Annotated in this window: 24 protein-coding genes and 1 tRNA gene; 20 read left to right on the forward strand and 5 right to left on the reverse strand. The window is 34.8% G+C overall.

The features are described 5' to 3' along the window. The first annotated feature begins 46 nt into the window (after positions 1–46). The 4 genes from ftsZ to H7F21_RS05140 all read left to right on the forward strand — a co-directional run bounded on the left by ftsZ (position 47) and on the right by H7F21_RS05140 (position 3,771). The gene (ftsZ, locus tag H7F21_RS05125) at positions 47–1,972 is read left to right on the forward strand and encodes a cell division protein FtsZ (RefSeq protein WP_185788137.1); all 1,926 of its coding nucleotides are present in this window, start codon (positions 47–49) and stop codon (positions 1,970–1,972) included. A 146-nt stretch (positions 1,973–2,118) separates the two neighbouring features. Then, positions 2,119–2,568 (forward strand): GatB/YqeY domain-containing protein, encoded by a 450-nt coding sequence (locus H7F21_RS05130; protein ID WP_185788138.1) that lies wholly within the window; start codon positions 2,119–2,121, stop codon positions 2,566–2,568. Positions 2,569–2,578: 10 nt separating this feature from the next. Beyond that, positions 2,579–2,652: transfer RNA gene (locus H7F21_RS05135), tRNA-Arg, on the forward strand. Positions 2,653–2,922: 270 nt separating this feature from the next. Continuing rightward, on the forward strand, positions 2,923–3,771 hold the full coding sequence (locus H7F21_RS05140) for a zinc-dependent peptidase (protein ID WP_185788139.1): 849 nt from the start codon (positions 2,923–2,925) through the stop codon (positions 3,769–3,771). A 55-nt stretch (positions 3,772–3,826) separates the two neighbouring features. Here the strand turns inward: H7F21_RS05140 and H7F21_RS05145 are convergent, their stop codons facing one another. The 5 genes from H7F21_RS05145 to H7F21_RS05165 form a co-directional block, all read right to left on the reverse strand. Continuing rightward, a complete protein-coding gene (locus H7F21_RS05145; RefSeq protein WP_185788140.1) occupies positions 3,827–4,414 on the reverse strand; it encodes a hypothetical protein in 588 nt (195 codons plus the stop codon). Positions 4,415–4,466: 52 nt separating this feature from the next. Continuing rightward, entirely contained in the window at positions 4,467–5,510 is a 1,044-nt protein-coding gene (locus H7F21_RS05150; protein ID WP_185788141.1) for a nucleotidyltransferase family protein, read from the reverse strand. Positions 5,511–5,532: 22 nt separating this feature from the next. Next, the gene (locus H7F21_RS05155) at positions 5,533–6,663 is read right to left on the reverse strand and encodes a hypothetical protein (protein WP_185788142.1); all 1,131 of its coding nucleotides are present in this window, start codon (positions 6,661–6,663) and stop codon (positions 5,533–5,535) included. Positions 6,664–6,681: 18 nt separating this feature from the next. Then, positions 6,682–6,840, reverse strand: coding sequence for a hypothetical protein (locus H7F21_RS05160; protein WP_185788143.1), 159 nt, complete (start codon positions 6,838–6,840; stop codon positions 6,682–6,684). Between the two features lie 279 nt (positions 6,841–7,119). Continuing rightward, positions 7,120–10,716: a T9SS type A sorting domain-containing protein gene (locus tag H7F21_RS05165; RefSeq protein WP_185788144.1), complete on the reverse strand. Its 3,597-nt coding sequence runs from the start codon at positions 10,714–10,716 to the stop codon at positions 7,120–7,122. A gap of 289 nt (positions 10,717–11,005) precedes the next feature. Between H7F21_RS05165 and gmd the strand changes: the two genes are divergently transcribed. The 16 genes from gmd to H7F21_RS05245 are packed head-to-tail and all read left to right on the forward strand — an operon-like array spanning position 11,006 to position 26,814. After that, positions 11,006–12,121, forward strand: a complete 1,116-nt coding sequence (gene gmd / locus H7F21_RS05170) for a GDP-mannose 4,6-dehydratase (RefSeq protein ID WP_185788145.1) — start codon at positions 11,006–11,008, stop codon at positions 12,119–12,121. Between the two features lie 4 nt (positions 12,122–12,125). Next, positions 12,126–13,076, forward strand: a complete 951-nt coding sequence (locus H7F21_RS05175) for an NAD-dependent epimerase/dehydratase family protein (protein ID WP_185788565.1) — start codon at positions 12,126–12,128, stop codon at positions 13,074–13,076. Next, on the forward strand, positions 13,073–14,029 hold the full coding sequence (locus H7F21_RS05180; RefSeq protein WP_185788146.1) for a Gfo/Idh/MocA family oxidoreductase: 957 nt from the start codon (positions 13,073–13,075) through the stop codon (positions 14,027–14,029). The genes H7F21_RS05175 and H7F21_RS05180 overlap by 4 nt, the downstream gene beginning before the upstream one ends. Further along, on the forward strand, positions 14,029–14,601 hold the full coding sequence (locus H7F21_RS05185; RefSeq protein ID WP_185788147.1) for an acyltransferase: 573 nt from the start codon (positions 14,029–14,031) through the stop codon (positions 14,599–14,601). The genes H7F21_RS05180 and H7F21_RS05185 overlap by 1 nt, the downstream gene beginning before the upstream one ends. Beyond that, positions 14,544–15,896, forward strand: a complete 1,353-nt coding sequence (locus H7F21_RS05190; RefSeq protein WP_185788148.1) for a lipopolysaccharide biosynthesis protein — start codon at positions 14,544–14,546, stop codon at positions 15,894–15,896. Before H7F21_RS05185 ends, H7F21_RS05190 begins: the two co-directional genes overlap by 58 nt. A gap of 6 nt (positions 15,897–15,902) precedes the next feature. Further along, entirely contained in the window at positions 15,903–16,553 is a 651-nt protein-coding gene (locus H7F21_RS17495; protein WP_185788149.1) for a DapH/DapD/GlmU-related protein, read from the forward strand. Next, positions 16,553–17,173 carry an imidazole glycerol phosphate synthase subunit HisH gene (gene hisH, locus H7F21_RS05200; RefSeq protein WP_185788150.1) on the forward strand — a complete coding sequence of 207 codons (621 nt, stop codon included), beginning with the start codon at positions 16,553–16,555 and terminating at the stop codon, positions 17,171–17,173. Before H7F21_RS17495 ends, hisH begins: the two co-directional genes overlap by 1 nt. Positions 17,174–17,175: 2 nt before the next feature. Further along, positions 17,176–18,006 carry a sulfotransferase domain-containing protein gene (locus H7F21_RS05205; RefSeq protein ID WP_185788151.1) on the forward strand — a complete coding sequence of 277 codons (831 nt, stop codon included), beginning with the start codon at positions 17,176–17,178 and terminating at the stop codon, positions 18,004–18,006. Positions 18,007–18,015: 9 nt separating this feature from the next. Beyond that, a complete protein-coding gene (locus tag H7F21_RS05210) occupies positions 18,016–18,789 on the forward strand; it encodes an AglZ/HisF2 family acetamidino modification protein (protein WP_185788152.1) in 774 nt (257 codons plus the stop codon). Next, positions 18,786–19,955: an N-acetyl sugar amidotransferase gene (locus tag H7F21_RS05215; RefSeq protein ID WP_185788153.1), complete on the forward strand. Its 1,170-nt coding sequence runs from the start codon at positions 18,786–18,788 to the stop codon at positions 19,953–19,955. Before H7F21_RS05210 ends, H7F21_RS05215 begins: the two co-directional genes overlap by 4 nt. A 3-nt stretch (positions 19,956–19,958) precedes the next feature. Continuing rightward, entirely contained in the window at positions 19,959–21,065 is a 1,107-nt protein-coding gene (locus H7F21_RS05220) for a glycosyltransferase (RefSeq protein WP_185788154.1), read from the forward strand. 51 nt (positions 21,066–21,116) lie between these two features. Further along, entirely contained in the window at positions 21,117–22,217 is a 1,101-nt protein-coding gene (locus H7F21_RS05225) for an acyltransferase family protein (protein ID WP_185788155.1), read from the forward strand. Between the two features lie 13 nt (positions 22,218–22,230). Further along, a complete protein-coding gene (locus H7F21_RS05230) occupies positions 22,231–23,412 on the forward strand; it encodes a glycosyltransferase family protein (protein WP_185788156.1) in 1,182 nt (393 codons plus the stop codon). Beyond that, on the forward strand, positions 23,409–24,668 hold the full coding sequence (locus H7F21_RS05235; RefSeq protein WP_185788157.1) for a glycosyltransferase family protein: 1,260 nt from the start codon (positions 23,409–23,411) through the stop codon (positions 24,666–24,668). Before H7F21_RS05230 ends, H7F21_RS05235 begins: the two co-directional genes overlap by 4 nt. Further along, on the forward strand, positions 24,665–25,825 hold the full coding sequence (locus H7F21_RS05240; RefSeq protein WP_185788158.1) for a glycosyltransferase family 4 protein: 1,161 nt from the start codon (positions 24,665–24,667) through the stop codon (positions 25,823–25,825). The genes H7F21_RS05235 and H7F21_RS05240 overlap by 4 nt, the downstream gene beginning before the upstream one ends. Beyond that, positions 25,822–26,814 (forward strand): glycosyltransferase, encoded by a 993-nt coding sequence (locus H7F21_RS05245; RefSeq protein ID WP_185788159.1) that lies wholly within the window; start codon positions 25,822–25,824, stop codon positions 26,812–26,814. Before H7F21_RS05240 ends, H7F21_RS05245 begins: the two co-directional genes overlap by 4 nt. The last annotated feature ends 7 nt before the right edge of the window (positions 26,815–26,821 follow it).

Genomic DNA, 26,821 nt, shown 5'->3' on the forward strand with positions numbered 1-26,821 from the left:
GAAATTAATTAATCAAGACATATAAAATCCCATAATCTCAAAAAGTATGAGTAATAGTAACGAATTTGGAGATATCTCATTTGATTTACCAAAGCACCAATCTAATGTTATCAAAGTTATTGGCGTTGGTGGAGGCGGTAGCAATGCCATTAATCACATGTTTCAACAAGGTATAAAAGGTGTTGATTTTGTGATTTGTAATACTGATGCTCAGGCACTTCATAATAGTGGTGTTCCAAACAAAATTCAACTAGGTGTCAACTTAACGGAAGGTTTAGGTGCAGGAGCTAATCCAGATGTTGGAGAGCAAGCTGCTGTCGAGAGTTTAGAAGACATCCGCAGAATGTTAGATACCAATACCAAAATGGTATTTATTACTGCTGGAATGGGAGGAGGTACAGGTACAGGTGCTGCACCAATCATAGCGAAAATGGCTAAGGAGTTAGATATTCTTACTGTGGGTATTGTCACTATGCCATTCCAGTTTGAAGGTAAAATGCGTAACGAACAAGCACAGCGAGGCATAGAGAACTTGCGAGCACATGTAGATTCTTTAGTTGTAATTAACAACAACAAGCTTCGTGAAGTTTATGGAAACCTTGGTTTTAAAGCTGGCTTCTCAAAAGCAGATGAAGTGTTATCTACCGCTTCTAGGGGAATTGCAGAAGTAATTACACATCACTACACTCAGAACATTGATTTACGTGATGCTAAGACGGTATTGAGTAATAGTGGAACTGCCATTATGGGATCGGCAACTGCTTCTGGTCAAACCAGAGCTCAAGAAGCTATTATGAAAGCCTTGGATTCTCCTTTGCTTAACGATAATAAGATTACTGGTGCCAAAAACGTATTGTTACTTATCGTTTCTGGTTCTCAAGAAATCACTATTGACGAAATAGGTGAAATCAATGATCATATTCAAAATGAAGCAGGTCACGGCGCAAATATTATTATGGGTGTTGGTGAGGACGAATCTTTAGAAGAATCAATTGCAGTTACGATTATTGCGACAGGTTTTGATTTGGATCAACAGAACGAAATTTCTAATACAGAAACCAAGAAAGTAATCCATGCTTTGGAGGATGCTTCAGACAATGTAGATACTCAAGAAAAGGATCCAGCGATTATTACACCAGATATTGTTTTAGAGGAAGAAAATGAAACACCAGTTGTAAAACATGTGTTGATTGATGACAATGAAATTGAATCAGATGTCAATAATGATATGGATATTATTTCGACTACGGATTTGCTTCGAAATATGAATGTGTTATATGATGAGGTTTTGGATACTAAGGCTGAGGTTGAAATAGAACCTGAAGAATTTATCATAACACCAATTGAAAACAAAGCCGAAACACTAGACATAGAGCAAGAGGAAGAGCAAATTACATTGACGTTTGATTTACCAATTTCTAATAAAGCACAAGATATCGTTGAAATAACAGAATCTAGTGAAGAAAAAATGTTCTTCAGTTTAGATGATGAGGTTAAGGATATAAATGTCAATGAGCATGTTGAAATTATTTCGGTGACAGAAGTTAATGAAGAAGGTGAGAAGCGCTATGCCTTAGATGATTTCGAAACGTTTGAATCTTCAATAAATACTAATACAAAAGAAGCTGAAGTCAAAGAGGAAATTGTTTTTGAAAAGAAAACACTTCCTGAACAAGAGACAGAGGAATTTATTGAGGATACAATTGACCCAATGAACAGTCCAATTTCTGAACTTATTAAAGCACGTGCTGATGAGCGAAGAAAACACATGAAAGATTTTAACTATAAGTTCAATACGGCTAAAATAGACGAAATAGAAAAGGAACCTGCTTACAAGAGACAAGGCGTTAATTTGGAGGATGCACAGCATTCCTCTGAAACCAATGCTTCCAGACTATCTGTTGGTACCGATGATAACGACGATATTCAACTAAGAAGTAATAATTCATTTTTACACGATAATGTGGATTAGAATAAATTTAAGTTAATTGGTTAAACCATTGTTAAGCCCAAAAAGTGCCCTCAACTTTTTGGGCTTTTTGTTTTATGATGTTAGTTATTTCTGTTTTGACCTCTGACTTTTTTAGTATCTTCGCATCTTAATTAATGAAGTTAAATATGAGCTTACAAAATGACATCATGGCTGCTATGAAAACAGCAATGAAAGAGAAAGATCAAGTGGCCTTAGAAGCTCTAAGAGCTGTAAAATCAGCCATATTATTGGCTAAAACATCTGCTGGCGGCAATGATGAACTAAGTGAAGAAGATGAGCTTAAAATACTTCAGAAGTTGGTAAAGCAACGCAAGGATAGTGCTGCCATATATTTGGAACAAGATAGAAAGGATTTAGCGTTGCCCGAGATTGATCAAGCAGAAGTAATTAGTCTGTTTTTACCAGAGGCACTAAGTGAGGAGGAGATTGAAAAAGTTGTTGTAATGACTATAGATCATATTGGTGCAGAAAGTATGAAGGACATGGGTAGAGTTATGGGTATTGTCAATAAGGAATTAGCTGGTAGAGCCGATGGGAAGACAATTTCCACAATTGTAAAAGCTAAACTTTCTTAAATAAATTTAAGGCCACGTAGCTCAGCTGAATAGAGCACTGGATTTCGGCTCCAGCGGTCGTAGGTTTGAATCCTACCGTGGTCACGCATAAATACTTCAAAAGGAAAAAATGCCAAGCTTGCTTGAGCATTTTTTTGTTTGAAGTATTTTCAAGGCGGATCACCAAGGATGCGATAGCAATCCATTGTGAAACGTTTTGATATGAATTGGAATCGTCTTCTTTATACCAAGCTGCTTGAGCATTTTTTGTTTAAAGTATTTTCAAGACGGATCACCAAGGATGCGATAGCAATACTTTATTAAAGGTTCGTGGTTTGTAATTAAAAATCACAAAAAATCTTTCTATATTTAACAATGATCTACTTACAGGCAGCTCAATCTTCTGAAACTAACCCAACTTTAATTACTATTTTATTAATTGTTTTGGCATTAGTGATTCTAAGAAGATTTATCATTTATGTCGAACAAATCTATGCTTTAAAGTATAAAAAACCTTTCTTTCGCAATATCATTTTAGTTAAGAATCAGCTAACTGATAACCAGTTAAAACTTCTTGAAAAAGAATTCACTTTTTATAAAAACCTTAGTGATAAGGAGCAGGCAGTGTTTAGGCACCGAGTTGCAACATTTATAAAAAATAAAAAGTTCATAGGTAGAGAGAGTTTGGTTCCCAATGATGAAATAAGAACTTTGATATCTGCAACAGCCGTGATGCTAACCTTTGGTTTTAGAAAATATTTGATAGATTTAATTGAGAAGATAATAATTTATCCAGAAGCTTATTATTCAACATTAAATGACACTTACCACAAAGGTGAAATAAATCCTCAAATGAACGCTATCGTTTTTTCGTGGAAAGATTTTCAAGAAGGTTATCATATCGGTGATGACAACTTAAATCTTGGTATACATGAATTTGGACATGCCATTCATTTAAATGCTTTTAGTAAGGATGATATAAGTAGCTTAATTTTTCAGACGGGCTTTAAAAACCTTACAGACTACCTGCAGCAAAACCAAGCTGTAAGGCAAGATCTTATAGACTCAAAATATTTTAGAGCCTATGCCTACACTAACCATTATGAGTTTTTTGCTGTACTATTGGAGAATTTCATTGAAACACCTAATCAATTCAGGACTCACTTCCCAGAACTTTACAGCTTTGTGAAGCAAATGCTCAATTTTAAGTTCGCTCGCTTTTGAGTTGGACCTAGAGCTTTGCGCAGCTTTCAGTGAATATTAAAACCGGGCTTAGATATTACAATCTAAATAAGAATTGAATACTATATTGAAAATGATTATTTGGGTATTCGTCACCGCTATTACTATGGTTCAAAGCAAACTTACCTACACCTTGAAGTTTTATACCAAATTGTTTTCTAACATTAGGCCAAATCATCATACCACCACCAACATTGATCGAAATGTTGGTATCTTCGATAGTGAAAATACCTAATCCAGCGCTTCCATAAAAATCTATCCACTCGCTTCTAGGTAAAATAAATTCACCAAAATAGTATTTTACAGAGGAGTCTAAAGACCAATATGACAGATTTTCATCAGGAGGTCCCGCAGCATCCAGTCGTTCGTTTTCTTCAAATCCATTAAAGTTAAGAGCGATATCGAGAGAAAATAATTTAGCCCACCTTGTTTCCATACTCAAAGATATAGGAAATCTAAATGCCCAGTCTCCTGGTGAGTTAAAAGGGCCTTTGGTACCAAGAGAATTAACTGTATTGACACCAACTCCAAGTATATATTCTCCTCTTTCTATAGATCGATCTGATTGGGCAGACACTGTTACACCTAAAAAAAACACTAATAAAATTATGATATTTTTTTTCATCTGTATATAACTAAAAATAAATTTTTTATGCTTCAAAAATAGTATTTTCTTGTTAAATACGTCTTTTATCTTGCAGAAATATCTTGCAATATAAGTGTTTTCTGTAATTTTTATTAGATTTTATGAGATATATACGGGTACTAATAAATAGAAAGCTAGATTTTAGACACCTTACTACAATTCGTAACAACCTATATTTCATCGTTATTTTATGAGATAAACCTCTGATGCTAACTCTTTCATTGGGTGAATCAAGGGTGAATTCATTAAAGTAAATATTTGCTATTTCAAAGTAGGCCTGACATATTTTTGACTGGCATAAACGAGACATCATTACCTCATGTTTGTATGTCTTTAGTGAAATAACATCGTAAAGCGATTTAAAATGTACTCCATTATAATAGTAACCTTTGTCATTTACTTGCCAACTTAAAATTTGATGTTTGTTTAAGTGCAATGAACTAGGAATAGCAACTCCATCTGAAAAGATTTTATTATTAAGCACTGTTTTTGCATCCAATAACGACCTGTAAGGTATGTTCAAGAGTTCTTCATGCAGTTCTATTGCTGCCAGTTCTTTAGATGATATTAGCCTGTCAAGATGCCTATAGTTGATTTTTTCATAAGCAAATCCAAACGTTTTATCATAGCCACTTTCATTAATTAGTGCGAATGCATGATTAAGCCTTGATTTTTCAATTAAGATGTCAATATCTCCAACCATTCGCTCTCCATTATTATCGTAACATCCGCTCACTAGAAGTGCAGCACCCTTTAAAAATACATGTTCGATGCTATGCTTATTGAGCAGCTTGGACAATGTATGTACTTGTTTAATGATAGACTTATTTCTATTTCTATTTATCGTTGTAATTTCGTCTAGATACGTATTTAAGTCATCTGGTAGTACGTGAAGAAGTTTTCTTGCTTTCAACCTACAATAAATTGCAGGCAATACTAAATGCTTACTGGCCTCTTTGACTATAGAATCCCAATTAAATCCTGGCCTGTTTAGGCGTTTTTCTAATATATTATTTTGAGTTTCAAAACTTAGAATATGTGCGATATGATGATATGTATCGGCTAGGTTGGCCATAATTTAACTAATATACATAATGTTAGTTTCTGAGTTCATCAAATAGAACAGATAACCTATTAATTACACTTTTGGTATCACTGTAAGTAAGCTGATATAATTCTGATTGTTCTAGCCAATCAATAAACTGTTTTGCGTAAGCTTGGTTTGGAGATAACCATGAATCTGGAATTAATGTCTCTAGTACCTTTTTTATTGAAATACTATCTAATGTAGTTTCCGATTCATTTTTGTAATTGACCATAACTATTGCCTTGCAAGGATAATGATCCTTTTTTGGCTTTTCGAAAGGTACATGTTTTATAAGTCCTTTAGATTTATTGAAATATGTTGTGGGCAAATTTTCAAAACCATCGATTATGTTTTTCAACCTATCAAAAGCGCCCTGTTTTATGGATAGAGCAGAATGATTGCGATAGATATTTAAGTCTCTTGAAAGCATTGGTGAGACATCATCAGCGACTAATTCATAACCATTAGCGGCTAATAAGGCGCATAATGTGCTCTTTCCTTTTCCAGACTTGCCAATAATAAGAATTGAATTCCTGCCATCAGCTATAGTAGATCCATGAAAAGTACCTAGCCAATCTGTTTCAGCTTTATTGTTTGCCAATGATATTAGTTCCATGAAAAATTTACCCTGTAATAAATGGTAGTCTCTCTTAGGGATAGAGGTGATAAGCGTTTCATTTATAAACAGACATAAAAAGTCTTCTTCCAAGTATATATCAAATATAACTTCGGCTTTAGTATTATTTTTCACTTTGAGGTGAGCGATAGAAGGATGGATGGTTTTCTCTACCAGTTTGGAATCAAAGAAAATTTCTATTTTTTGATTCTTAATTTTATATTGTCTACAAATATTCCGAAATGAAGCTTTAAACTTTGGGCTATTTTTTTTAGTCGGCTTAGATATTAAGTTGCAAGCTTGCAAATAATTCTCAATATTCCGCGAAATCACACTAGCATCAGATTTACTATCGATCATAGCTAGTTTAGAGCTAAATTCATCAAAAGAATTTGAGTCAAAATAAACATCTAAAATCATCTTAAATTCAGACTCTACAACACTGTAATTGTTAGATGTGGAGTACCATAATACCCAATAAGGACTAAACAACCTTTTATATGTTGGTGCCAAGTCGTTATTCAAAACACTTTGTAAAAGTAATTAGTCGAAAGGATTCCCTCCTGGATCTGGAGAGGTCTGTTGAGCTTTAAGCGGATTTAAAATCACGAATGTCCCTACAGCGGTTAGCGCCGCATACTTCCCCATTTTTTTAATGGCATCCTTACGTGTGATCTTATCTATATTGTTTTCTTTCTTCATGGCGGTAGCCTAAATTTGGTTCAAAAATAATAAAATAATTTATTTATTGAGGGAAAAAATAAAAAGGTTTGTTACAAAATAAGCATTAAGTATTTTTAAAGTGAGACTATTTAGTCTATAAACAGACCTTACTGAGACCAATATATATAAATAATCTCACTTTAGTGATACTTATGTAAGAAATTACTGTTGCATTTTTTAAGCGTACTGCATAAACTCCAGTGTTCAAATAGTCAACATTAATACTATTTCTTTATTTTAAGGCTCTTAAATCTAAATCTATTTTAAAATTACTTTTTGCGTTCTAGTGGCTTCACTATTCTGTAATTGTACGATGTAAACGCCAGAAGTCAGATTTGATACATCAATACTGTGTCTCGTTGCATTAGAGCTTAATTGAGATGTAGTCATTATTCTACCCTGAATATCTATAACTTGTAGTACGGTGTTAGACTCTAATTGCCCCTTGACTACTAGTTGTTTCGGGTTTGCAATAGCGAAAATTTCTAATCCGTTTAAAATATCATCTGCTACTCCAAGTTGCTCACGCGAGAAGTGTATATAAAAACGACCTGTATCTGCTAAGGCAGTACTTGGTGTTATATTGTAATCTCCAGCTCTTAAATCAGTAAAAGTATTGTTTAAATTATCTTCCAAAAATATCGAAACATCTTCAGGTATATTAGTATCTGCTATAGAGAATTTGATTTGTTCACCTTGCAATGCGTTAACACCTATCGGAATAATAATATTATCTAAGGCATCGTAATCTACAGATTGTACAGCCATATCTTTATTCAAGTTATCTTCAACCAAATGGGAGTAGATGGCGAAATCAGGGGTCTGCTCATTAAAAATGACAGCATCATATCCAGCATCCATACCTAAACTTGCATTTTCGTTGAAATATAAATCTGTTCTAAATTTTTTCTCATTACCTGAAAGCTCTAAATTTAAATATGCATTAATAGGCACGACCTCAGCGTCTCTACCAAGAATAAAATCATCTGAAGTGCCAATAGAGCGCATAGCGGGTGTGAAAGAAATTGTACCACCACCAGCTGCGGAAGCTACTAAAAATCCTTGTCCTGGTGTAATTACTGCTCCCATATTGGCATCTGAGTAGCCTTGATTCCAGACTGTAAACCCACTTGTTAAATCACCTGGATAGCCATAAACACCAGAGCTACCAGGGTCAAACAAACTATTATTAGCATCTAAGAAATCACTAAGGCTTAAATAGGACGGATAAGGATTTCCTATAAGATTAAAAATACTTCCTGTACCAACAGTAATAGGAACCGAAACATTACCTGTTTCTACATCACCAACAAAAGTAAACAGAGAGCCACCAGGAGTCGTAGAGGCTGTTCTGTAGCCAATTCCTGGCTCTACAGGATCTGTAAGATTAGAATCATTATAATTTACATAGGCATTTTCATTATTGTCAAATGGACCAAACAAAAATGACGGTACAGTATTAATGGTACCTGTTGGAATAACAGGATTAGCATTTGCTAAAGCTTGGAAATCTTGGTTCGAATTTGTAACAGGCGCTGCAATTAAATCATTCTCACCAGTTGTAGCACCAGGTATGCTTTGAAATTGGTTAACATGTCTATTATAAGTGACGTCACCAGAAGAAGTACCATTCACAATTAAACTAGAGTAGGTGTCTGAAGTTGAAGTAAGTTCTAGGCTGCCATTATTTACTAAATCACCATTGATTGTTAGTGATTGAGCTACAGTAATTATAGTTTGCGCACCAACGTTTACAATAAAATCATTAATTTGAACATTCCCTATTACACTGTAGGTACCATCAATTACTAGTGCATCTTGAGCTCCAGTTGTAGCATCTGGTTCTATATTATCTTTCCATCCACCTATATCTGTGTAAACTAAACCATCAAATTCGCTAACTATTCTAAAATTGTCAAACCCTGAATAACCGTCTGTACGATTATTTCTTAATCTTACTTGTAGTCCTACAGTAGTATTACCATCTGGGACATCAATTTTTACTCTACCTTGATCATCGTTGATTGATCCGTTACCGTCAAAAACGGTTACCCAACCACCACTAGCGCTGCCATTGATAAACAAACGATATTGTATGTCATTGGCGTTGTTATTGTAACCCACAACTTGCCAATCAAATTCTATTCTTACCTCATTATAAACACTAATATCAATATTAGCAAAAGTCAAGACTGCAAAGGGATTGTTGACATCATTTAAATCATTTTCACCAAATATCTCATCAGAGAATAAAGGGCTATCTATTGGAGCCGCATCTACTAGAGCAATTTCACCAAAATATCCTATAGTATCACCCCAATCTGCAACAGTTCCGAATGGTGGAATAGAAGTGGTGTATGTCCAATTCGTGGCAGTATCAAAATTTTGTCCAGCAATACTAATGAGCGGACCATTAATATCAAACACTGTACTACTGCCTGATAAGGAAGGTGAAGTTGAAGTGGCTATAAGATTTCTATTGGCCTCTTCTGCGGTAAAAACAACATTGTCTAAAGTCGCGAAACCGTTTACCATATCATAAGTTTCACCTACAATACTACTTGCCCCAAAGGTTGTCGTCACATCAATTCCAGTAATATTTGCATCCAAATCTCTGTTAAGATTAGCATCTACAGCTTCAATCGTGGGGTATGGGACCATAACTTCGGATTGGTTGCCATCAGTTGGTTGTTGCACAAATTGAAATTGATCAGCTGTAACTTCGATTCTATTATCATCTCCTGCAATAGAAGTTTCAGCAGCACCTGCATCACCCGAAGCAAATAAAGAACTTCCAGTAGCTGGAGTAGTAACTGAATTAACTGTCAATTGTATTTGCTCGTTATCTGTAACAGTCGATTTAAATGTTGCAAATACAAAAAAGTCTTTTGTGTTATCATCAGGGGCAATTAAATTTAATCCGGTAAAAGTTGTGAGATCTGTTACACTAGTAACTTCGGCTACATTTACAAAGCCATCAAAAATTGCCAGTGCCGCAATATTCTCACTGTTTTCTACATCAAAAGTAATTGAGTTTAACGTTGTAGCGTCAGTATCAGAATCAGGTGAAGATGCTCCGCCATCTCTAATTGTAAAAGCGCCTATAGCTATAGAATTAGGAGATGGAAATGCACTTAATCCAGAAGTCGCATTAAAAGCAGTATAGTCGATATTGGTACTAGGAACTCCAGGAAAAGAAGCAACAATAATATCTGATTCTATGCTATTAGTTGAAGTTGAAGTAACCGTACCTACAAGTCTAAGACCAGGAGATGGTACGGCAGGAGATATATCCCAAGCATTATTTTGTATTACACGTAACCAACCACCATTAGTAGTTGCGCCCCATGCATAAAGCCTAAAAGTTATGGTGCCTGATACTCCTGATAAGACTCCTAGACCAGGTAAATTAAAATTAGTAGTCGTAAGAGATGCCAGTGTTTGAGACCCACTTGGAAGTGCTATACCCGCAGAAGTAAAGCCATCTAAACTATAAAAAATTTGCCATTCACTTGGTCCATTTCCGTTTCTTCTCAGGCGAATATCTAATTCGTCCAAAGCAATTTCAAAAGTTGTATTTGCAGTAACTGACCATTCGATGTAATCATTATTGGCTTCGGCTGTCGCTTGGTCACCACCAATTGTCCATCCATTAGAAGTAAAATTTGCGTTACCTGAATTGCTAAGCGCTATACCAGTGCCACGAGTAAATCCAATTGAAGACACAGTTGAAATGTTGTCAGTGGCAGTAGGCCCAACAATATTAGGTCGATCTATGGTTGTAAAAGTCTGACTAAATCCGAGTCCTACCGTTAATACAGTGGCAATTAACAAGAAAATGTAATTTTTTTTCATTTTTTTAAATTTTAAATTTAAAAAACACTTACATATCTTATTGATAAGTAAGGTTTTAAGCAAATTGAGGGTTTGGCAAAGGTAACAAAATTTGGGAAATATCATATTTTTTATCGGAAATACCTAGGCAAATATGAATTAGTTGGAATGATTTTAAAATTTCCAATATTAAGAGACTTTAGTTTAAAGTTGACTTTCAATTATAAAGTCTTCAGATTTGTTTTAGATTTGCAAAATGATTGACCAATTGCTAAAATTGGTTAATAAACCTAAATCAAGTAATTTTAAAATGAGTAAAGTTGCATTTATCACAGGGGTAACAGGTCAGGATGGCGCTTACCTCAGTGAATTTTTGTTAAAGAAAGGTTATAGGGTACATGGCTTAAAGCGTCGTTCCTCACTCTTCAATACGGATAGGATAGATCATTTGTATCAGGACCCTCATGTAGATAATCGCAATTTTCATCTCCATTATGGAGATATGACAGATAGCACAAATCTTATCAGATTGATTAAGGAAATTCAGCCTGATGAAATATATAACCTTGCAGCAATGAGTCACGTGGCAGTATCATTTGAAATGCCAGAATATACAGGTAATGCCGATGGATTGGGTACGCTCAGAATATTGGACGCAGTTCGTTTACTTGGACTTGAGAAAAAGACAAGGATATATCAAGCCTCAACATCCGAATTATATGGTAAGGTACAAGAAGTTCCTCAGACAGAAACTACGCCATTCTACCCGCGTTCACCTTATGCAGTTGCTAAAATGTATGCGTATTGGATTACTGTTAATTATAGAGAAGCTTATGGTATGTATGCTTGTAATGGTATATTATTTAATCATGAGTCGCCAATACGCGGTGAAACTTTTGTCACAAGAAAAATCACAAGGGCCGTTTCAAGAATTGCATTAGGGCTGCAAGACAAATTCTATTTAGGCAATTTAGATGCTCAGCGTGATTGGGGACATGCTAAAGATTATGTACGTATGATGTGGATGATATTACAGGCAGAGGAAGCTGAAGACTGGGTCATAGCTACAGGGAAAACAACTACTGTGCGCGATTTTGTGCGCATGAGCTTTGCACAGATTGGTGTAGACTTAGAGTTTAAAGGCGAGGGGGAAACAGAAAAAGCTTATGTCTTAAAATGCAATAATCCTAATTACCAATTAGAAACAGGCAAAGAAGTCTTGGCCGTAGATCCAAGATATTTTAGGCCTACTGAAGTAGATTTACTTATTGGTGATGCTTCAAAAGCAAAAGAAAAATTAGGCTGGGAATGCAAGTATGATTTGCAAGATTTGATAACAGATATGATGCAAAGCGACTTAAAGTTAATGAAAGAACAGCAGTACCTTGAAGATGGAGGCTATAAAACCATGAATTATTTTGAGTAAAATAATAAATAAAGATTCAAAAATATATATAGCAGGTCATCGAGGTATGGTTGGTTCTGCTATTTGGCGCGCTTTAGATTCAGAAGGTTATAGTAATTTAATTGGAAAAACGAGTAAGGAGTTAGATCTTAGAAATCAATTGGCGGTCAATAGATTTCTTAACACTGAACAACCAGATGTTATTATAAGCGCTGCAGCGAGAGTTGGAGGTATTTTGGCTAACAATGACAACCCATATCCATTTCTAATGGAAAACCTTCAAATTCAAAATAACCTGATTGACGGCGCACATAAAGGAGAAGTGGCTAAGTTTATTTTTTTGGGAAGTTCATGTATTTATCCAAAATACGCACCGCAACCTTTAAAGGAGGAATATCTTTTAACAGATAGTCTGGAGCCAACTAATCAATGGTATGCTCTAGCCAAGATTGCAGGCGTAAAAGCGTGTGAAGCGATAAGAAAACAATACGGAAAGGATTTTGTGAGTCTAATGCCTACAAATTTATATGGACCAAATGATAACTTTGATTTAAATAATTCTCATGTATTACCGGCAATGTTAAGGAAATTTCACGAGGCCAAGGAAAATGATCATTCACCAGTAACACTGTGGGGAAGTGGCACTCCAATGCGTGAATTTTTGCATGTTGATGATTTAGCTCAAGCAGCATTGTTTGCCTTAGAAAATGTCTTGCCTGACCATCTTTATAATGTTGGTACTGGTACTGATTTGACTATTAAAGAATTGGCAAATGCAATTCAAAATGTTGTTGGTCATAATGGCGGTGTGGTTTGGGATACTAGTAAACCAGACGGGACACCAAGAAAGCTAATGGACAGCTCAAAATTGCAAGCTATAGGTTGGCAGCCAACAATTGGTTTAAAACAAGGTATTGCCAAGACCTACCAATGGTATTTAAATAGTACGGAAATTAAAATAAATAACCCTATATGAAAAACTTTGCCCTAATAGGTGCTTCAGGTTATATCGCACCAAGACATATGCGTGCCATTAAGGATACTGGAAATCGATTAATAGCTGCATTAGATCCATATGATGGTATTGGCATCATGGATAGTCATTTTCCTGAGGCTAGTTTTTTTACGGAGTTCGAGCGCTTTGACCGCTTTGTAGATAAATGGCATCGTGATAGCGGAAATAAAATTGAGTATGTCTCCATCTGTTCGCCAAACTATTTACACGACTCACATATAAGGTTTGCTTTAAAAAATGGTGCAGATGCCATTTGTGAAAAACCGCTAGTTTTAAATCCTTGGAATATTGATCAATTAAGACTAATTGAAAAGGAAACAGGGCAAAAGATTTATAATATACTTCAATTAAGATTACATGATTCAATTATCGCATTAAAAAAAAGAATTGCAAAAGAACTCAAAGAGAATCCAAATAAAGTTTACGATATAGATTTGACCTATCTCACTTCTAGAGGTAAATGGTATTTTGTATCGTGGAAAGGGGACCAAACGAAATCGGGTGGTATTGCTTCTAATATAGGTGTTCACTTTTTTGATATGTTGTGTTGGATTTTTGGTGAAGTAGAAGAGAATAAAGTACATTTAAAAACTGCTGACGCCAATGCAGGTTATTTAAAGTTAAAAAATGCCAATGTAAAATGGTTTTTATCTGTTAATTACGATTATATCCCTAATGAAATCAAAGATAAAGGGTTAACAACCTTTAGATCTATAACGGTTAATGGAGAAGCGATTGAGTTTAGCGGTGGATTTACGGAATTGCATACACGCAGCTATGAGCAGATTATTAAGGGCAATGGCTTTGGTTTAGATGAAGCCTATGGCTCTATAAATACAGTGTCTCAAATAAGAAATTTAGAACCGTTGGGTCTAGTTGGAGATTATCATCCGTTTTGTAAAAAGATAAAATAATGGCAGACCATTTTGTACATGAATCTAGTTATGTTGATGAGAATGTTAGCATAGGAGACAATACCAAGGTTTGGCATTTTTCGCATATACTGTCAAATACAACTATTGGTAAAAATTGTTCTTTTGGACAAAATTGTGTGGTTGGACCAAGAGTTAATATTGGAAATGGTGTCAAGGTACAAAACAATATCTCCATTTATGAAGGTGTAGAAATAGAAGACGATGTGTTTTTGGGCCCCTCTATGGTATTTACAAACGTTATCAATCCCAGAAGTTTTATTGTGAGACGAGAAGAATTTAAAAAAACACTTCTCAAGCGTGGCTGCTCTGTAGGCGCTAATACGACTATTGTATGTGGGAACACTATTGGTGCATATGCCTTTATTGGTGCAGGTACAGTAGTGACTAAAGACGTACCGAATTACGCTTTGATTGTCGGTAATCCATCTCGTCAAATCGGATGGGTCAGTAAGGCAGGTCATAAATTGATTTTTGACGAAAAGGGTATTGCTACTTGCAAGGTATCGCAAGAAACTTACATGTTGGAAAACGGCAAGGTGAGAACACTATAATTACCACTGGTAGACCATTGAAAAATACTCTTAAATTCATACAACGCTTAAAGGCATCTTTATATGTGCGCAATGTAGCCACCTTGGCCGGGGGAACAACCTTTGCCCAGGCCATATCTGTGTTTACGGCACCCATTTTATACCGTATTTATTCTAAGGTAGATTACGGGACTTTAGGATTGTACATGGCTATTGTGGGTGTTGTTGGGGTGTTTTCAACATTTCAATATTTTCAACCTATTTTGTTAGAAAAAAATGATGATGATGCCAAGAAAGTGATGTGGCTAAATCGCCTTATTAATTTGGTAACTACATTAGCTGTATTGCTGTTAGTGCTTTTATTTGGTGACAATCTTTCGAGATTATTAGGAAATGAAAAGTTAATGCCATGGCTTTATTTAGCGCCGATATCGATATTTTTTTCGGGACAAGGTCAGATATTTGGCATATGGGCCAACAGAAAGAAGAAATACAAAATATTATCGTTTAATACCATATTAACGGCAGTATTGGTGCCTTTGGTTTCTATAACTATTGGGCTATATAACAACGGGCCATTGGGTTTGTTTCTGGGCTTGTTGATAAGCCATGTGGTGCCACCAATTGTGTTACTTATTAGGTTAACAAAGTATGATGATCTAGGACTAAAGTATTTTGATTGGGAGGTTATTAAAGGAAAAGCCAAAGAGCACAAGAACTTTCCAAGTTACACCCTGCCTTCTGCTTTCATTAATAGACTGACCAATCAGTTACCAGTATTTATGTTGAGTGCTTATGCTGGGCCAGCGGTAGTTGGTGTCTATAATCTCTGTGTACGTATGTTGGGCTTGCCCATTAATTTAATTGGTAATGCCATCACTAGGGTGTTTCAGCAAAAGGCTGTGGAAGAATACAATGAAAGAGGTGATTTTAAAAATGTGTTTGTTAAAACTTTTAAAACACTGAGCCTAATTGCCATACCGGGCTTGATTCTTATTTTGATATTAGGGCCAAAGCTTTTTTCTTTTGTCTTTGGTCCTGAATGGCGAGAAAGCGGCGTTTTTGCTCAAATTTTAATCATTATGTTTGCTTTAAAGCTTATAATATCACCTCTATCATATGCATTTTATATTAAGAAGAAACTCAAAGAAGATATGTTCTTACATTTGTATATTTTGGTTTCTATGGTGATTATATTTTTAATTGGCTTTAATACGACTGATAATCACAAGAATGTAATACTTTTATACGCGATTAATTATTGTTTAATATATTCGGTCTATTTAACAAGGGCTTATAATTTGTCTAAAAAATAATTATTAGTGAAAATCTCAATATTTGAAAGGTATCTATATCTAATTACACCAAACTTTTTGTTAAGAAAACTTCTACCGTTTTTTGATAAATTTGATTTTTTAAAGAAGACCAAAAAGACCCAAACTCCTATAACATTTGATTTGTGGTATAATCAAAAAGTTAAAGGACATTGCAAGCAGGCCTATTGGCCTGTTCATTCAACCAGTAGAGTATTTAATCCAAAAAACATCTATTGTGGTATTGAAACTAGCCCTGGATACAGTCAAGGCAACTATATTCAGGCAATTGGTAAAATTTATATAGGCGATTATACTCAAATTGCACCAAACGTAGGTATTATTAGCGCGAACCATGAATTAGAAGATAATAGAAAACACATAGTAAAAGATGTAAAGATAGGGAAGTACTGTTGGATTGGTTTTGGGGCTGTTATTCTACCAGGAGTAGAATTAGGAGATTACACAATCGTAGGTGCTGGCGCTATTGTGACAAAAAGCTTCAAAGAAGGTTATTGTGTTTTAGCTGGGAATCCTGCAAAATTGGTTAAACGTCTAAATAAAGCGGAATGTATTTATCATAAAAGTGACAATGAATACAATGGGTATATAAAAAATACTGACTTCGAAGATTTTAGAAAGAAAAATTTAAATGTCTAATGTTGGTGATTATAGACTACAAAGTAGGTAATTTAACCTCGGTTCAAAAGATGTTAAAGAAAGTAGGTTGCAGTGATGCTGTAATTTCTTCTGACCCAGAGGTTATTGTAAAAGCCTCAAAGCTCGTCTTACCAGGTGTAGGGCATTTTGATTATGGCATGAAACAGCTAAAATTATCTGGTTTAATTGATGTGCTTAACACACAAGTTGTAGAACATAAAATCCCAATTTTGGGTATTTGTTTGGGAGCGCAGTTATTGACCCGAGGTAGTGAAGAGGGCAGTGAAAAAGGCTTAGGCTGGATAGAGGCAGACACCATTTTGTTTGATCAAAGCAAATTTGACCAAAAGTTAAAAATCCCGCACATGGGCTGGAGTAATGTTAATTTTAATAGCGATATACCCTTGTTTAAGGATATGCCTCTAGCATCTCGCTTTTATTTTGTTCATAAATATCATATGGTTTGTGATGAAGGAGCGGACAATTTAGTTTCGGCAAAATATGGCTATAAATTTGCAGCTGGAATAGGTAAAAACAATATTATAGGCGTTCAGTTCCACCCCGAAAAAAGTCATAAATTTGGTATGCAACTTATGCGTAATTTTATAACATATTATTAATTTTGAAAGGCAGACTACCTGATTTTATGATTATAGGCGCCATGAAAAGTGGCACCACTAGCTTACATGACTATCTTGGTAAGCATCCTCAGATATTTACATCCAAAGTAAAAGAGATTCATTATTTTGCTAATGATAAGTATCAGAAATACGATTTAGAATGGTACAAAAATCACTTTATATCCGAAAAGAAAATAGTGGGCACTTCACCACAAAACTATACGAAGTGCCATAACAAATATTATCAAGACATACCAGAGCGCATTAAGAAGCATATTCCGGATATTAAGCTTATTTATATCTTAAGAGATCCGATAGAACGCTACAAATCTCACATACTCGAGAATTATTACGGCGAACCTAAAAAAGATATGGTGTATAATATCCAAACCAATCAATATGAAAAAACAGGATTGTATCATTACCAGCTTCAAGAATATTTGAAGTACTTTGATTTAAGCCAAATTCATATCTTAACCTTAGAAGATTTAAGGGACAATAGATTAGTTACCTTAAATAAAGTGTTTACATTTTTAGGGGTACAAAATATAGAAGATGAAAGGCTGTTTGATTTTGTGAGCAATGACCATAGAGCAAAGGCACTGCCCTACAATGTAATAAGTACTATACCTTATAGAGCCTTACATAAGTTTTCTCCAAATTTTGCAAAAAAAATAGTATCAAGTGAGTTGCTCAGAAAAATTATTTTTAAAAAAGGGAAAAAGAGACATTTAAAACCCCAAGAGATTGAAAGGCTTAAAGTGGTATATAGTGAAGATAAAAAAGCCCTAGAGCAACTCACGGGTTTGTCTTTTGACAAATGGAATTTATAACTAATTAAGATGAGACGTATCCGTGTTATTCCCATATTATTGATACAAAAAGGTGGTTTGGTAAAATCCATAAACTTTAAAAACCACAATTATATTGGAGATCCTATAAATGCGGTGAAGATTTTTAACGATAAGGAAGTTGATGAAATCGCCATTATTGATATTTCTGCGACAAAGGAAAACCGTGAACCTAATATTTCTCAAATCAGTGAAATAGCTGGAGAAGCTTTTATGCCACTTTCTTACGGAGGAGGAATTACGACCTTAAATCAAGTAAAGACAATTTTGTATGAAGGTGCAGAAAAGGTCATACTGAACACAAGTGCGTTGGATAACTTAAGGCTGGTGACACAAATTGCGGAACAATTTGGAAGTCAGAGCGCAGTGGTTTCTATTGATGTAAAAAAAGATTGGTTAGGTAAGTATAGGGTATATAGAAATAATGGCAAAAAAAAGACTAGTTTTGCACCCGAAACCTTTGCAAAAAAAGTGGAGGAAGCTGGTGCAGGTGAGATTATCTTAATGTCTATTGATAGAGATGGGACTTACAAAGGATTCGATTTAGAACTAATGAAAAATGTTAGTGATGCCGTAAATATACCTGTTGTGGCCGTTGGTGGCGCATCTCAACTCAATGATTTTGTTGAGGTTGTTAATGTAGGTGGTGCATCCGCTGTTGCCGCAGGGAGCTTGTTTGTATATGCATCTGAGCAAAGAGGTGTAATGATCAATTACCCAAAGCAAGCACGATTAATGAATGCTATTTTTGAAAAAATAATATGATAATAAAGCAAAGTAAATATCATCCAGATTTGTTCAATGGTAGGTCCTATCAAATGTGTTCAAAAACCGTCATGGACACAACAGATTTGGAGATTGAATTTGACGCCAAAGGCGTTTCAAACCATTACCATAAGTATCAGATAGCAGCAGAGCAACGCCTTTTAGAAGAACCCAAGCGTTCAAAAGAACTCAACAGAATAGTTGCTGAGATAAAGGAAAAAGGTAAAGGTCAGAAGTATGATTGCCTCATTGGTTTAAGTGGAGGTGTAGATAGTACCTATGTTGCCTACATAGTAAAGGAATACGGACTTAGGCCCTTAGCTGTTCATTTTGATAATGGATGGAACTCAGAATTGGCGGTTCACAATGTTAACAGTATTATTGAGACTTTGGGGTTTGACCTACACACCATTGTTGTTAATTGGGAAGAATTTAGAGATTTACAGCTGGCTTATCTAAAGGCTTCGGTCATTGATATCGAGGTAGTTTCAGATCATGCTATTCAAGCCACAATGTATGAGCTGGCGGCCAAGTTCAAAATCAGTTACATTATTAGTGGAACAAATATTGTTACAGAGCAAATTTTACCGAATTCATGGGTCTTTAAAAAATTAGATTATACAAATCTAAAAGCCATACATAAAAAGTTTGGTAATATTAAGCTTAAGACTTATCCAAGAGTGCCATTTTATAAAATGGTAAAATATGCTGGTATCAATAAATTGGTGCCATTTTCTATTTTAGATTATGTAGATTACAACAAAAAAGATGTCATTGAGGTTATTAAAAAAGAACTGGACTGGAGAGATTACGGTGGTAAGCATTGTGAATCTCTATGGACAAAGTTCTACCAAAATTACATTCTTCCAGAAAAATTTGGAGTTGATAAACGTAAGGCACATTTAAGTACACTTATATGTTCAGGGCAAATGAAAAGAGAAGAAGCGTTGAGTATTTTAAACACTGCGCCTTATGATGCTGAAGAATTGAAAAACGACAAACCCTATATACTCAAAAAGCTAGGGCTGTCAGAGCAAGCCTTTGAAGACATCATGAAGACTGCTCCAATTCCTCATAAACATTACGGAACTGACGTGTCAAAACGAGAAAAATATATGGAGCTCACAAGGAAAACTCAAGGCTTCAGAAAGTTTTTAAAGTCCTAGATAATGAGCATTGAAACTGCTTTAATAGTCTCTCCAGAATCTTGGGGAGTATCTAAGCTTTCGAAACACCATTATGCTATTGCATTGGCAAAAGCGGGTATAAAGGTCTATTTTTTAACCACTGAGAGCTCAGCAGCAAAAAAAGAGGATACCATTTGTGAGGAAAATAAAAATATAATCATAACTGTTGTCAATATCCCTGCTTATTTAAATATACTGAGATTTCATAATAGAAGACTTTACAATTATTTCCTCTCATTTAAAGTGAAAAAGTGGGTTGCAGAACATGATGCTATAGACTGGCTGTTTTCATTTGAAAGAAGTGGTGTCTTTACAGATTTATCAAGCTTTAAGGCAAAGCGTACCATTTTTTTTCCTGTAGACCAAGTAGAAACTAAATATGTTAACGAGTATAAGGGCTTTGATAGATTGGTATCCATATCTTCAGTTATCTTAGATCCTTTTGAAAATATTGAAAATAGAGTGCTTATCCACCATGGGCTCAGTCCAATTTTTATATCGAATAATGAAAGGCAGTTTGAGGTTAATAAAATACCTAAAACCATAGCTTATGTTGGTAATTTACTTATAGGGCCTATCTTGGATCGTGAGAGCCTGAGCCGAATAGTTAATGAGAATCCAGACATAACGTTTCACTTTTACGGACCCAATACAAGTAATAAAAACAACCTAGGGGCTAATTCAGAGAAAACGACCGTAGATTTTGTCGCCTTTTTAAGATATAAGCACAACTGTGTGCTTCATGGAGCAGTCTCGTCTAAAGACCTGTTTGAAGCCTTTAAAAAAGTGGATGGTTTTTTGTTATGTTATGACTATAGATACGATAAAAATAAATGTTCAAATTCACACAAAATCATGGAATATTTGTCCACGGGAAAACCAATTATTTCTACAAGAATAAGTATGTACGATGATTTAGATCTCTTTCCAATGATGGATACATTTGATAATACAAGTTTTCCTGATTTTTTTAAGTCTCAAATCCATAATTGGAAAAATATGACTACTAAAGAAATAATGAAAAAACGAATGGAGTTTGCGGCAGATAACGTTTATGATAGAAAAATACAAAAATTACTTAAGCTTTAATAATTCAACCTAGAAAGTATACGAGTTGCAAATGGATAAGCCTTATATAATATGAAGAATTTAGTAAGTCTATTTTTTCCACATGAAGATAAAAAAGACTATTTTAAGTCTTTAGATGGCCTTCGAGGTGTAGCGGTCTTAATTGTACTTCTTTCACATACTAGCCATGAAGGTATTTTTTTTCATCCTATTTTAAATTTTGATTTTTTTGGAAAAATAGGTGTTTATTTGTTTTTTGTTTTATCGGCGTATCTTTTAGACAGACAGATTGCTCTGGTGTTCATTGAAAAAGAATTTAATAAAGAATACTGGAAAAACTATTTTTTAAGACGTTTTTTAAGAATATACCCTTTATTTTTTTTGGCCTTAGTCTTTCATTGGTTTTTTTCTGTATTTGGAATAAGCACCGTAATCGATAGTTGGATGGATATACCTGCACATTTAATCCTTTATTTAGGTGAAAGTATTTTTTGGTCGATTCCTGTTGAATTTAAATATTATTTCTTGTCCCCTCTTTTAATGTTAATCTTCCATAAGTACTTAAAATGGGATTTAAAGAAGATAATGTTGGTTTTTGTCTTAACAGCTCTAGGTATTCTAATTTTAAACTATAACTTGGTTTTAAGTCGTATATCAACTCTGAGGTATTTACCAATCTTTTTAGTAGGTACTTTTATTTCAATTACCGAGGTGTTTAAAGCTAAAAATATTCAAGGAATCAATAAGAGAAAAATAGATTTCATAGGAATATTAAGCTTTGTGGCAATAATTATCTCGGTACCTCAATTCTATGAAAAAATCTTTTTAAATAAAGTAAATTTTCAATCTCATCAGTTTTACTTACCATATGCCATACTTTGGGGGTTTATTTTGTTGGCAGCAAAATATGGTGATGGAGTTTTAAAGTTTTTCTTTGGACTTCGTTTATTGAGGTTTATAGGTACAATTAGTTTTAGCGTATACTTGTTTCATATGTTATTTCTAAAAATTGTTATGATTATTGAAATGCCAGATTATTTAAGAATTTATTTTTTCTTTATTTTAACATTCGGGTTTTCAAGTTTAAGTTATTTGCTAATTGAAAAACCATTATCTAGAATAAGGGTGAACAATATTTCAAAATATATTCCAATTAATAAATTTATAAAATAAACCATTAATTATTTTGGCAAATTCTATCCTTTTCATAACTACATCGAGCTTAGCGGCCAATCCACGATTGGTTAAGGAAATTGAAGTTTTAAAGAATAGCTATTCGTGCACTGTAATCTGTTACAAGCACGACGATTGGAGTTTGGAGTTGTCACAACGTATTATGTCGAATAATAAAGATGTAAGGTTTATTGAGATTGACAGGAACTCAGAATGGATGTCTACAATTATGAGCAAGTTAAAACATAAATTGTCCGTTTTGTTAAACCCAATTCTTAAGTCTAATATTAAGATATCTGCATTTGCTAGTAACGACAAATCTGTACAAATCATGAAGTTCATGAGTTTTGAAGAAAAATACGAGCATATTATAGCTCATAATCTTGGTGCATTCTACCCCGCTGTAAAGCTTGCGAAGAAGTTGAAAGTAACCTTACAATTGGATATTGAAGATTATTATCCTGGAGAGGCCTTGTATTTTAATAAATCTTATGAAAAAGAAAATAGAAACAGATTGATGCAATATAGCCTCAAGAATGCGACCTCAATTACCTATGCTTCAAAGGGTATTGCTATGCAATGCAAAAAACAGTATGTGATCCCTGACTCTTCGGCGCAAATAACCATAATTAATGCCTTTAAAAGTGATGATTTTCCTAAGCCTAGTCCTAAAAAAAATGAACGCCTAAAAGCGGTTTGGTTTTCTCAAAATATTGGGCCAAATCGTGGTTTAGAATCAGTATTTGAAGCAGCGAAAGTTCATTTTGACTTTGAATTCCATCTTATCGGAAATTCCAATAAGAAATATATTGAATCAATAATTCCGAGTCCAAATGTGATTTTTCATGAAATTTTACCACAATGGGAACTGCATCAATTATTAAGTGAAATGGACATTGGCTTGGCTCTTGAAAGCAAGGATGCCGATTTTAATCGAGATATATGTTTAACGAATAAATTTCTGGCCTATGCTCAAGCAGGATTGTATATTTTAGCAACAGATACATTTGGTCAACGCGATTTTTTAAAGGATCTCCATTATAATGCGGGTGAGATCATAACTAACTTATCCGATGCATTGAATGTGCTACCCGTATTGGAGATCGCGAATGAGCAGAAAATTAAGCGTTGGGAGAAAGCGAAGACCTTTGGTTGGGAAAAAGAACAGTTAAAATTAAAGCAGTTGTTATATTGAAAACAGTATTGATAATTTATCCGCATTGGGTTCCAGCAAATCTGGCAGGTGTACAGCGGCCTCGATTAATTGGTAATTACTTAAAGCAGTTTGGGTGGAAACCATTACTGTTGACGGCACATTCCAAATACTATGAAGAGCGATTAGACCCCTTAATGGAAAAAACCGTTTCGAAAGATATAGAGGTTGTATATACCAAAGCTTACAAGGTAACTAGGCCCAGAATTATTGGCGATATAGGTCTTAGGGCATTTCCGTTTTTGAAAGAATCAGCATTGAATTTGTGCAGAGAACGAGATATTGATTTTATATGGATTCCAATTCCTTCGTTTTACACAGCTATTTTGGGTCGCGTCTTGCACGAAAAAACAAAAATCCCTTATGGTATAGATTATATCGATCCTTGGGTAAGGGATATCACCAACCAGAATAATCTAAGAGCAAAGCTGAGTCAGATCGTTGCAAAGCTATTAGAGCCGTATGCCGTTAAGAAAGCCGCACTAATATCTGGTGTATCTACGCCATATTATCAACCTGTATTAGATAGAAATTTTAAGAAAGAACCTGTTCATGTAGGTATGCCCTACGGTTTTGATCCTAACGATCATAAAATTAAGCTGTCAGATATAAGCTATCCTTGGGAAAGTACTAAAAGTATAAAACCATGGATATATGCAGGGGCGTTTTTACCAAATTCCCATTTATTTGTCAAAGCTTTTTTTACAACTATTGCAGAATTAAAAAAAGAAAGTAAATGGGACCCTAGAATAAAGTTATACTTTATCGGTACGGGACCGTATCCCGCTAAGCGAATTACAGCTTACGCAAGTGACTTTGGAATTTCAGACATAGTTCATGAAAACAGGGAGCGTTTTCCATTTTTACATGTCCTTAATTTTCTGTCGAAAGCAGACCGTGTGATGTTGTTTGGTAGTACGGAAAAGCACTACACAGCCTCTAAAACATTTCAGTGTTTGTTGAGCGAAAGACCTCTCTTAACGATGCTGCATGAAGAAAGTTCTGCAGTAGAAATTATAAAAAAGTCAAATGCAGAAAAGTTTCTAATGCCCTACTCGGACGACGATTCTGAAACTGTAATCATCAAGAAACTCAAACCTATTTTAGAACAGCTTCAAAAGGACGTCAAATGGGACTTGGATTTAGAACCTTTAAATGCGCATTCTTCCATACAATCAGCTAAAGTTTTAGCCGAAGCCATGAATAAAGCTATTGATATTATTCCAAAAGAGACATGAAAAAATTAGCGATTGTTTCTACCCATCCCATTCAATATTACGCCCCTTGGTTTAGGTTGCTGGCTGAGAGAAAAAAAATAGACTTAAATGTATTTTACACTTGGTCACAGAGCGAAACCCAGGTAGACGATAAGAATTTTGGAAAGACCATAATATGGGATATTCCCCTACTAAGTGGTTATAACTATACTTTTGTTGAAAATATTTCTAAAAAACCAGGCTCGCATCACTTTTTCGGTATTGATTGTCCAAGTCTCATTAAAGGCATAGTAGATTATGCGCCAGACGTTATTCTGATTTTTGGCTGGAACTTTAAGGCGCATTTAAACGTTTTAAGGTATTTTAGTGGTAAAACACCAATTTGGTTTAGAGGGGACTCTACCTTGCTCGATGAAACCAAAAGTCTCAAAACTATATTACGACGAGGTTTTTTAAAATGGGTATATCGCCATGTTGACAAGGCACTATTTGTGGGTGAAGCCAATAAGAAATATTTTTTAAAACATGGTCTCAAAAGTAAGCAGCTGATATATGCGCCGCATGCCATTGACAATAATCGATTTAGTGATGACGACTCCAAAAAATATCGAGATAAAGCATTAAAATGGCGTAAAGACCTTGGATATTCGGATAATGATATTATAGTGTTATTCGTTGGTAAGTTTCAATCAAAAAAGCAACCTGTTTTTTTGCTCCAAGCATTTATTAAAGCCATTGAAAAAACACATCAACCCTTAAAACTCTTGTTTATTGGCAATGGTCCTCTGGAAGACGAACTTAAATCGCAGTCGAAACCTTATCAATCTGTTTATTTCCTGCCATTTCAAAATCAGAGCCTTATGCCATTGGTCTACCGCTTAGGGGATGTATTTTGTTTACCTTCCAAGGGACCTGGTGAAACATGGGGTTTAGCGGTTAATGAAGCTATGGCTTGTGGTAAACCAGTTATTGTAAGCGATAAAGTAGGCTGTGCCGAAGATTTAGTGGAATATAGCGATGTTGGTTTTAAATTTAATCACAACAATATGAACGAACTTGCGGTGATATTAGCTCGCTTAAATAAGAAAGATTTAAAACGTAAGGCAAGCAATGCCAAGAATAGAATCAAAGACCATAACTTTGTTGAAATCGTTAAAGCCATAGAAAATAACATATGAAGAGTGCAGTGCATAAACCAATTATAAGTGTTGTTCTACCTGTGTACAATGGTATGGCCTATCTCAAGGAATCTGTAGAGTCCGTTCTCAATCAACAGGGTATCGAGTTCGAATTTTTAATTTGTGATGATTGTTCGAGTGACAATAGTTACAACTATTTGAAATCGCTGGATGACCGTAGGATTAAGCTTTCTAGAAATGAGAAAAACAAAGGACTTTTTCCTACGCTAAACCGTTTAATTTCTGAAGCTTCAACGGAATTAATTCATCTTTGGGCACAAGATGATATCATGCTTCCTGTATGTCTAAAGGAGACCGTAAGCTTCCATACAGAATTTCCTGAGGTCAATTTTAGTTTTTCAAGATTGCAAGTGATTGATGCTGCAGGTAAAATCACTAAGGTTCCAATTGTCTTTCCAAACAAGACCTTGTCCCCAGAGGAACATGCCATTATCTCTATATTATATGGAAGTATTTCAGGAAATATTGCCAATGTCTGTGTCGTAAAGTCGGCTTGTGAAGCTGTTGGCTTATTTAATGCTGAATTGAAATATGTTGGGGATTTTGATATGTGGTATAAATTGTCTAAAGAAAAAGGTATAGGCTGTAACGGAAAAGTACTAGTTCATGTTCGTGGTCACGAAGGGCAGTTAAGTAGAAATTTAAAAGCATCTCTCTATCGCATGGAAGAAAATTATGAGGTTTATCAGAATTTTTTGGGCCTTATAAATAAAGAACACAGGAAGTATTATCGAAGGGCCCTTAATTGGAAAATTTATCCACAATATTTTAATCAACTTATATATATTTTAAGACAAAAACAGTATGATCTTGCTAAAACTTATGCTCAAGGGCTCAAAGTATATGGAAATTTAGGAAGACTAATGGTCAGGTGGATAATTATAAGATTCTTGAAGATTTTAGGGTTGGAAAAGTGGTTTTATCGAGTAATGTTTCTAAATAGAGTCGATCACGATAGCAGCAAATGAATATTTC

Source organism: Winogradskyella flava (assembly GCF_014243395.1).
In the GTDB taxonomy this organism is placed as follows: Bacteria; Bacteroidota; Bacteroidia; order Flavobacteriales; family Flavobacteriaceae; genus Winogradskyella; species Winogradskyella flava.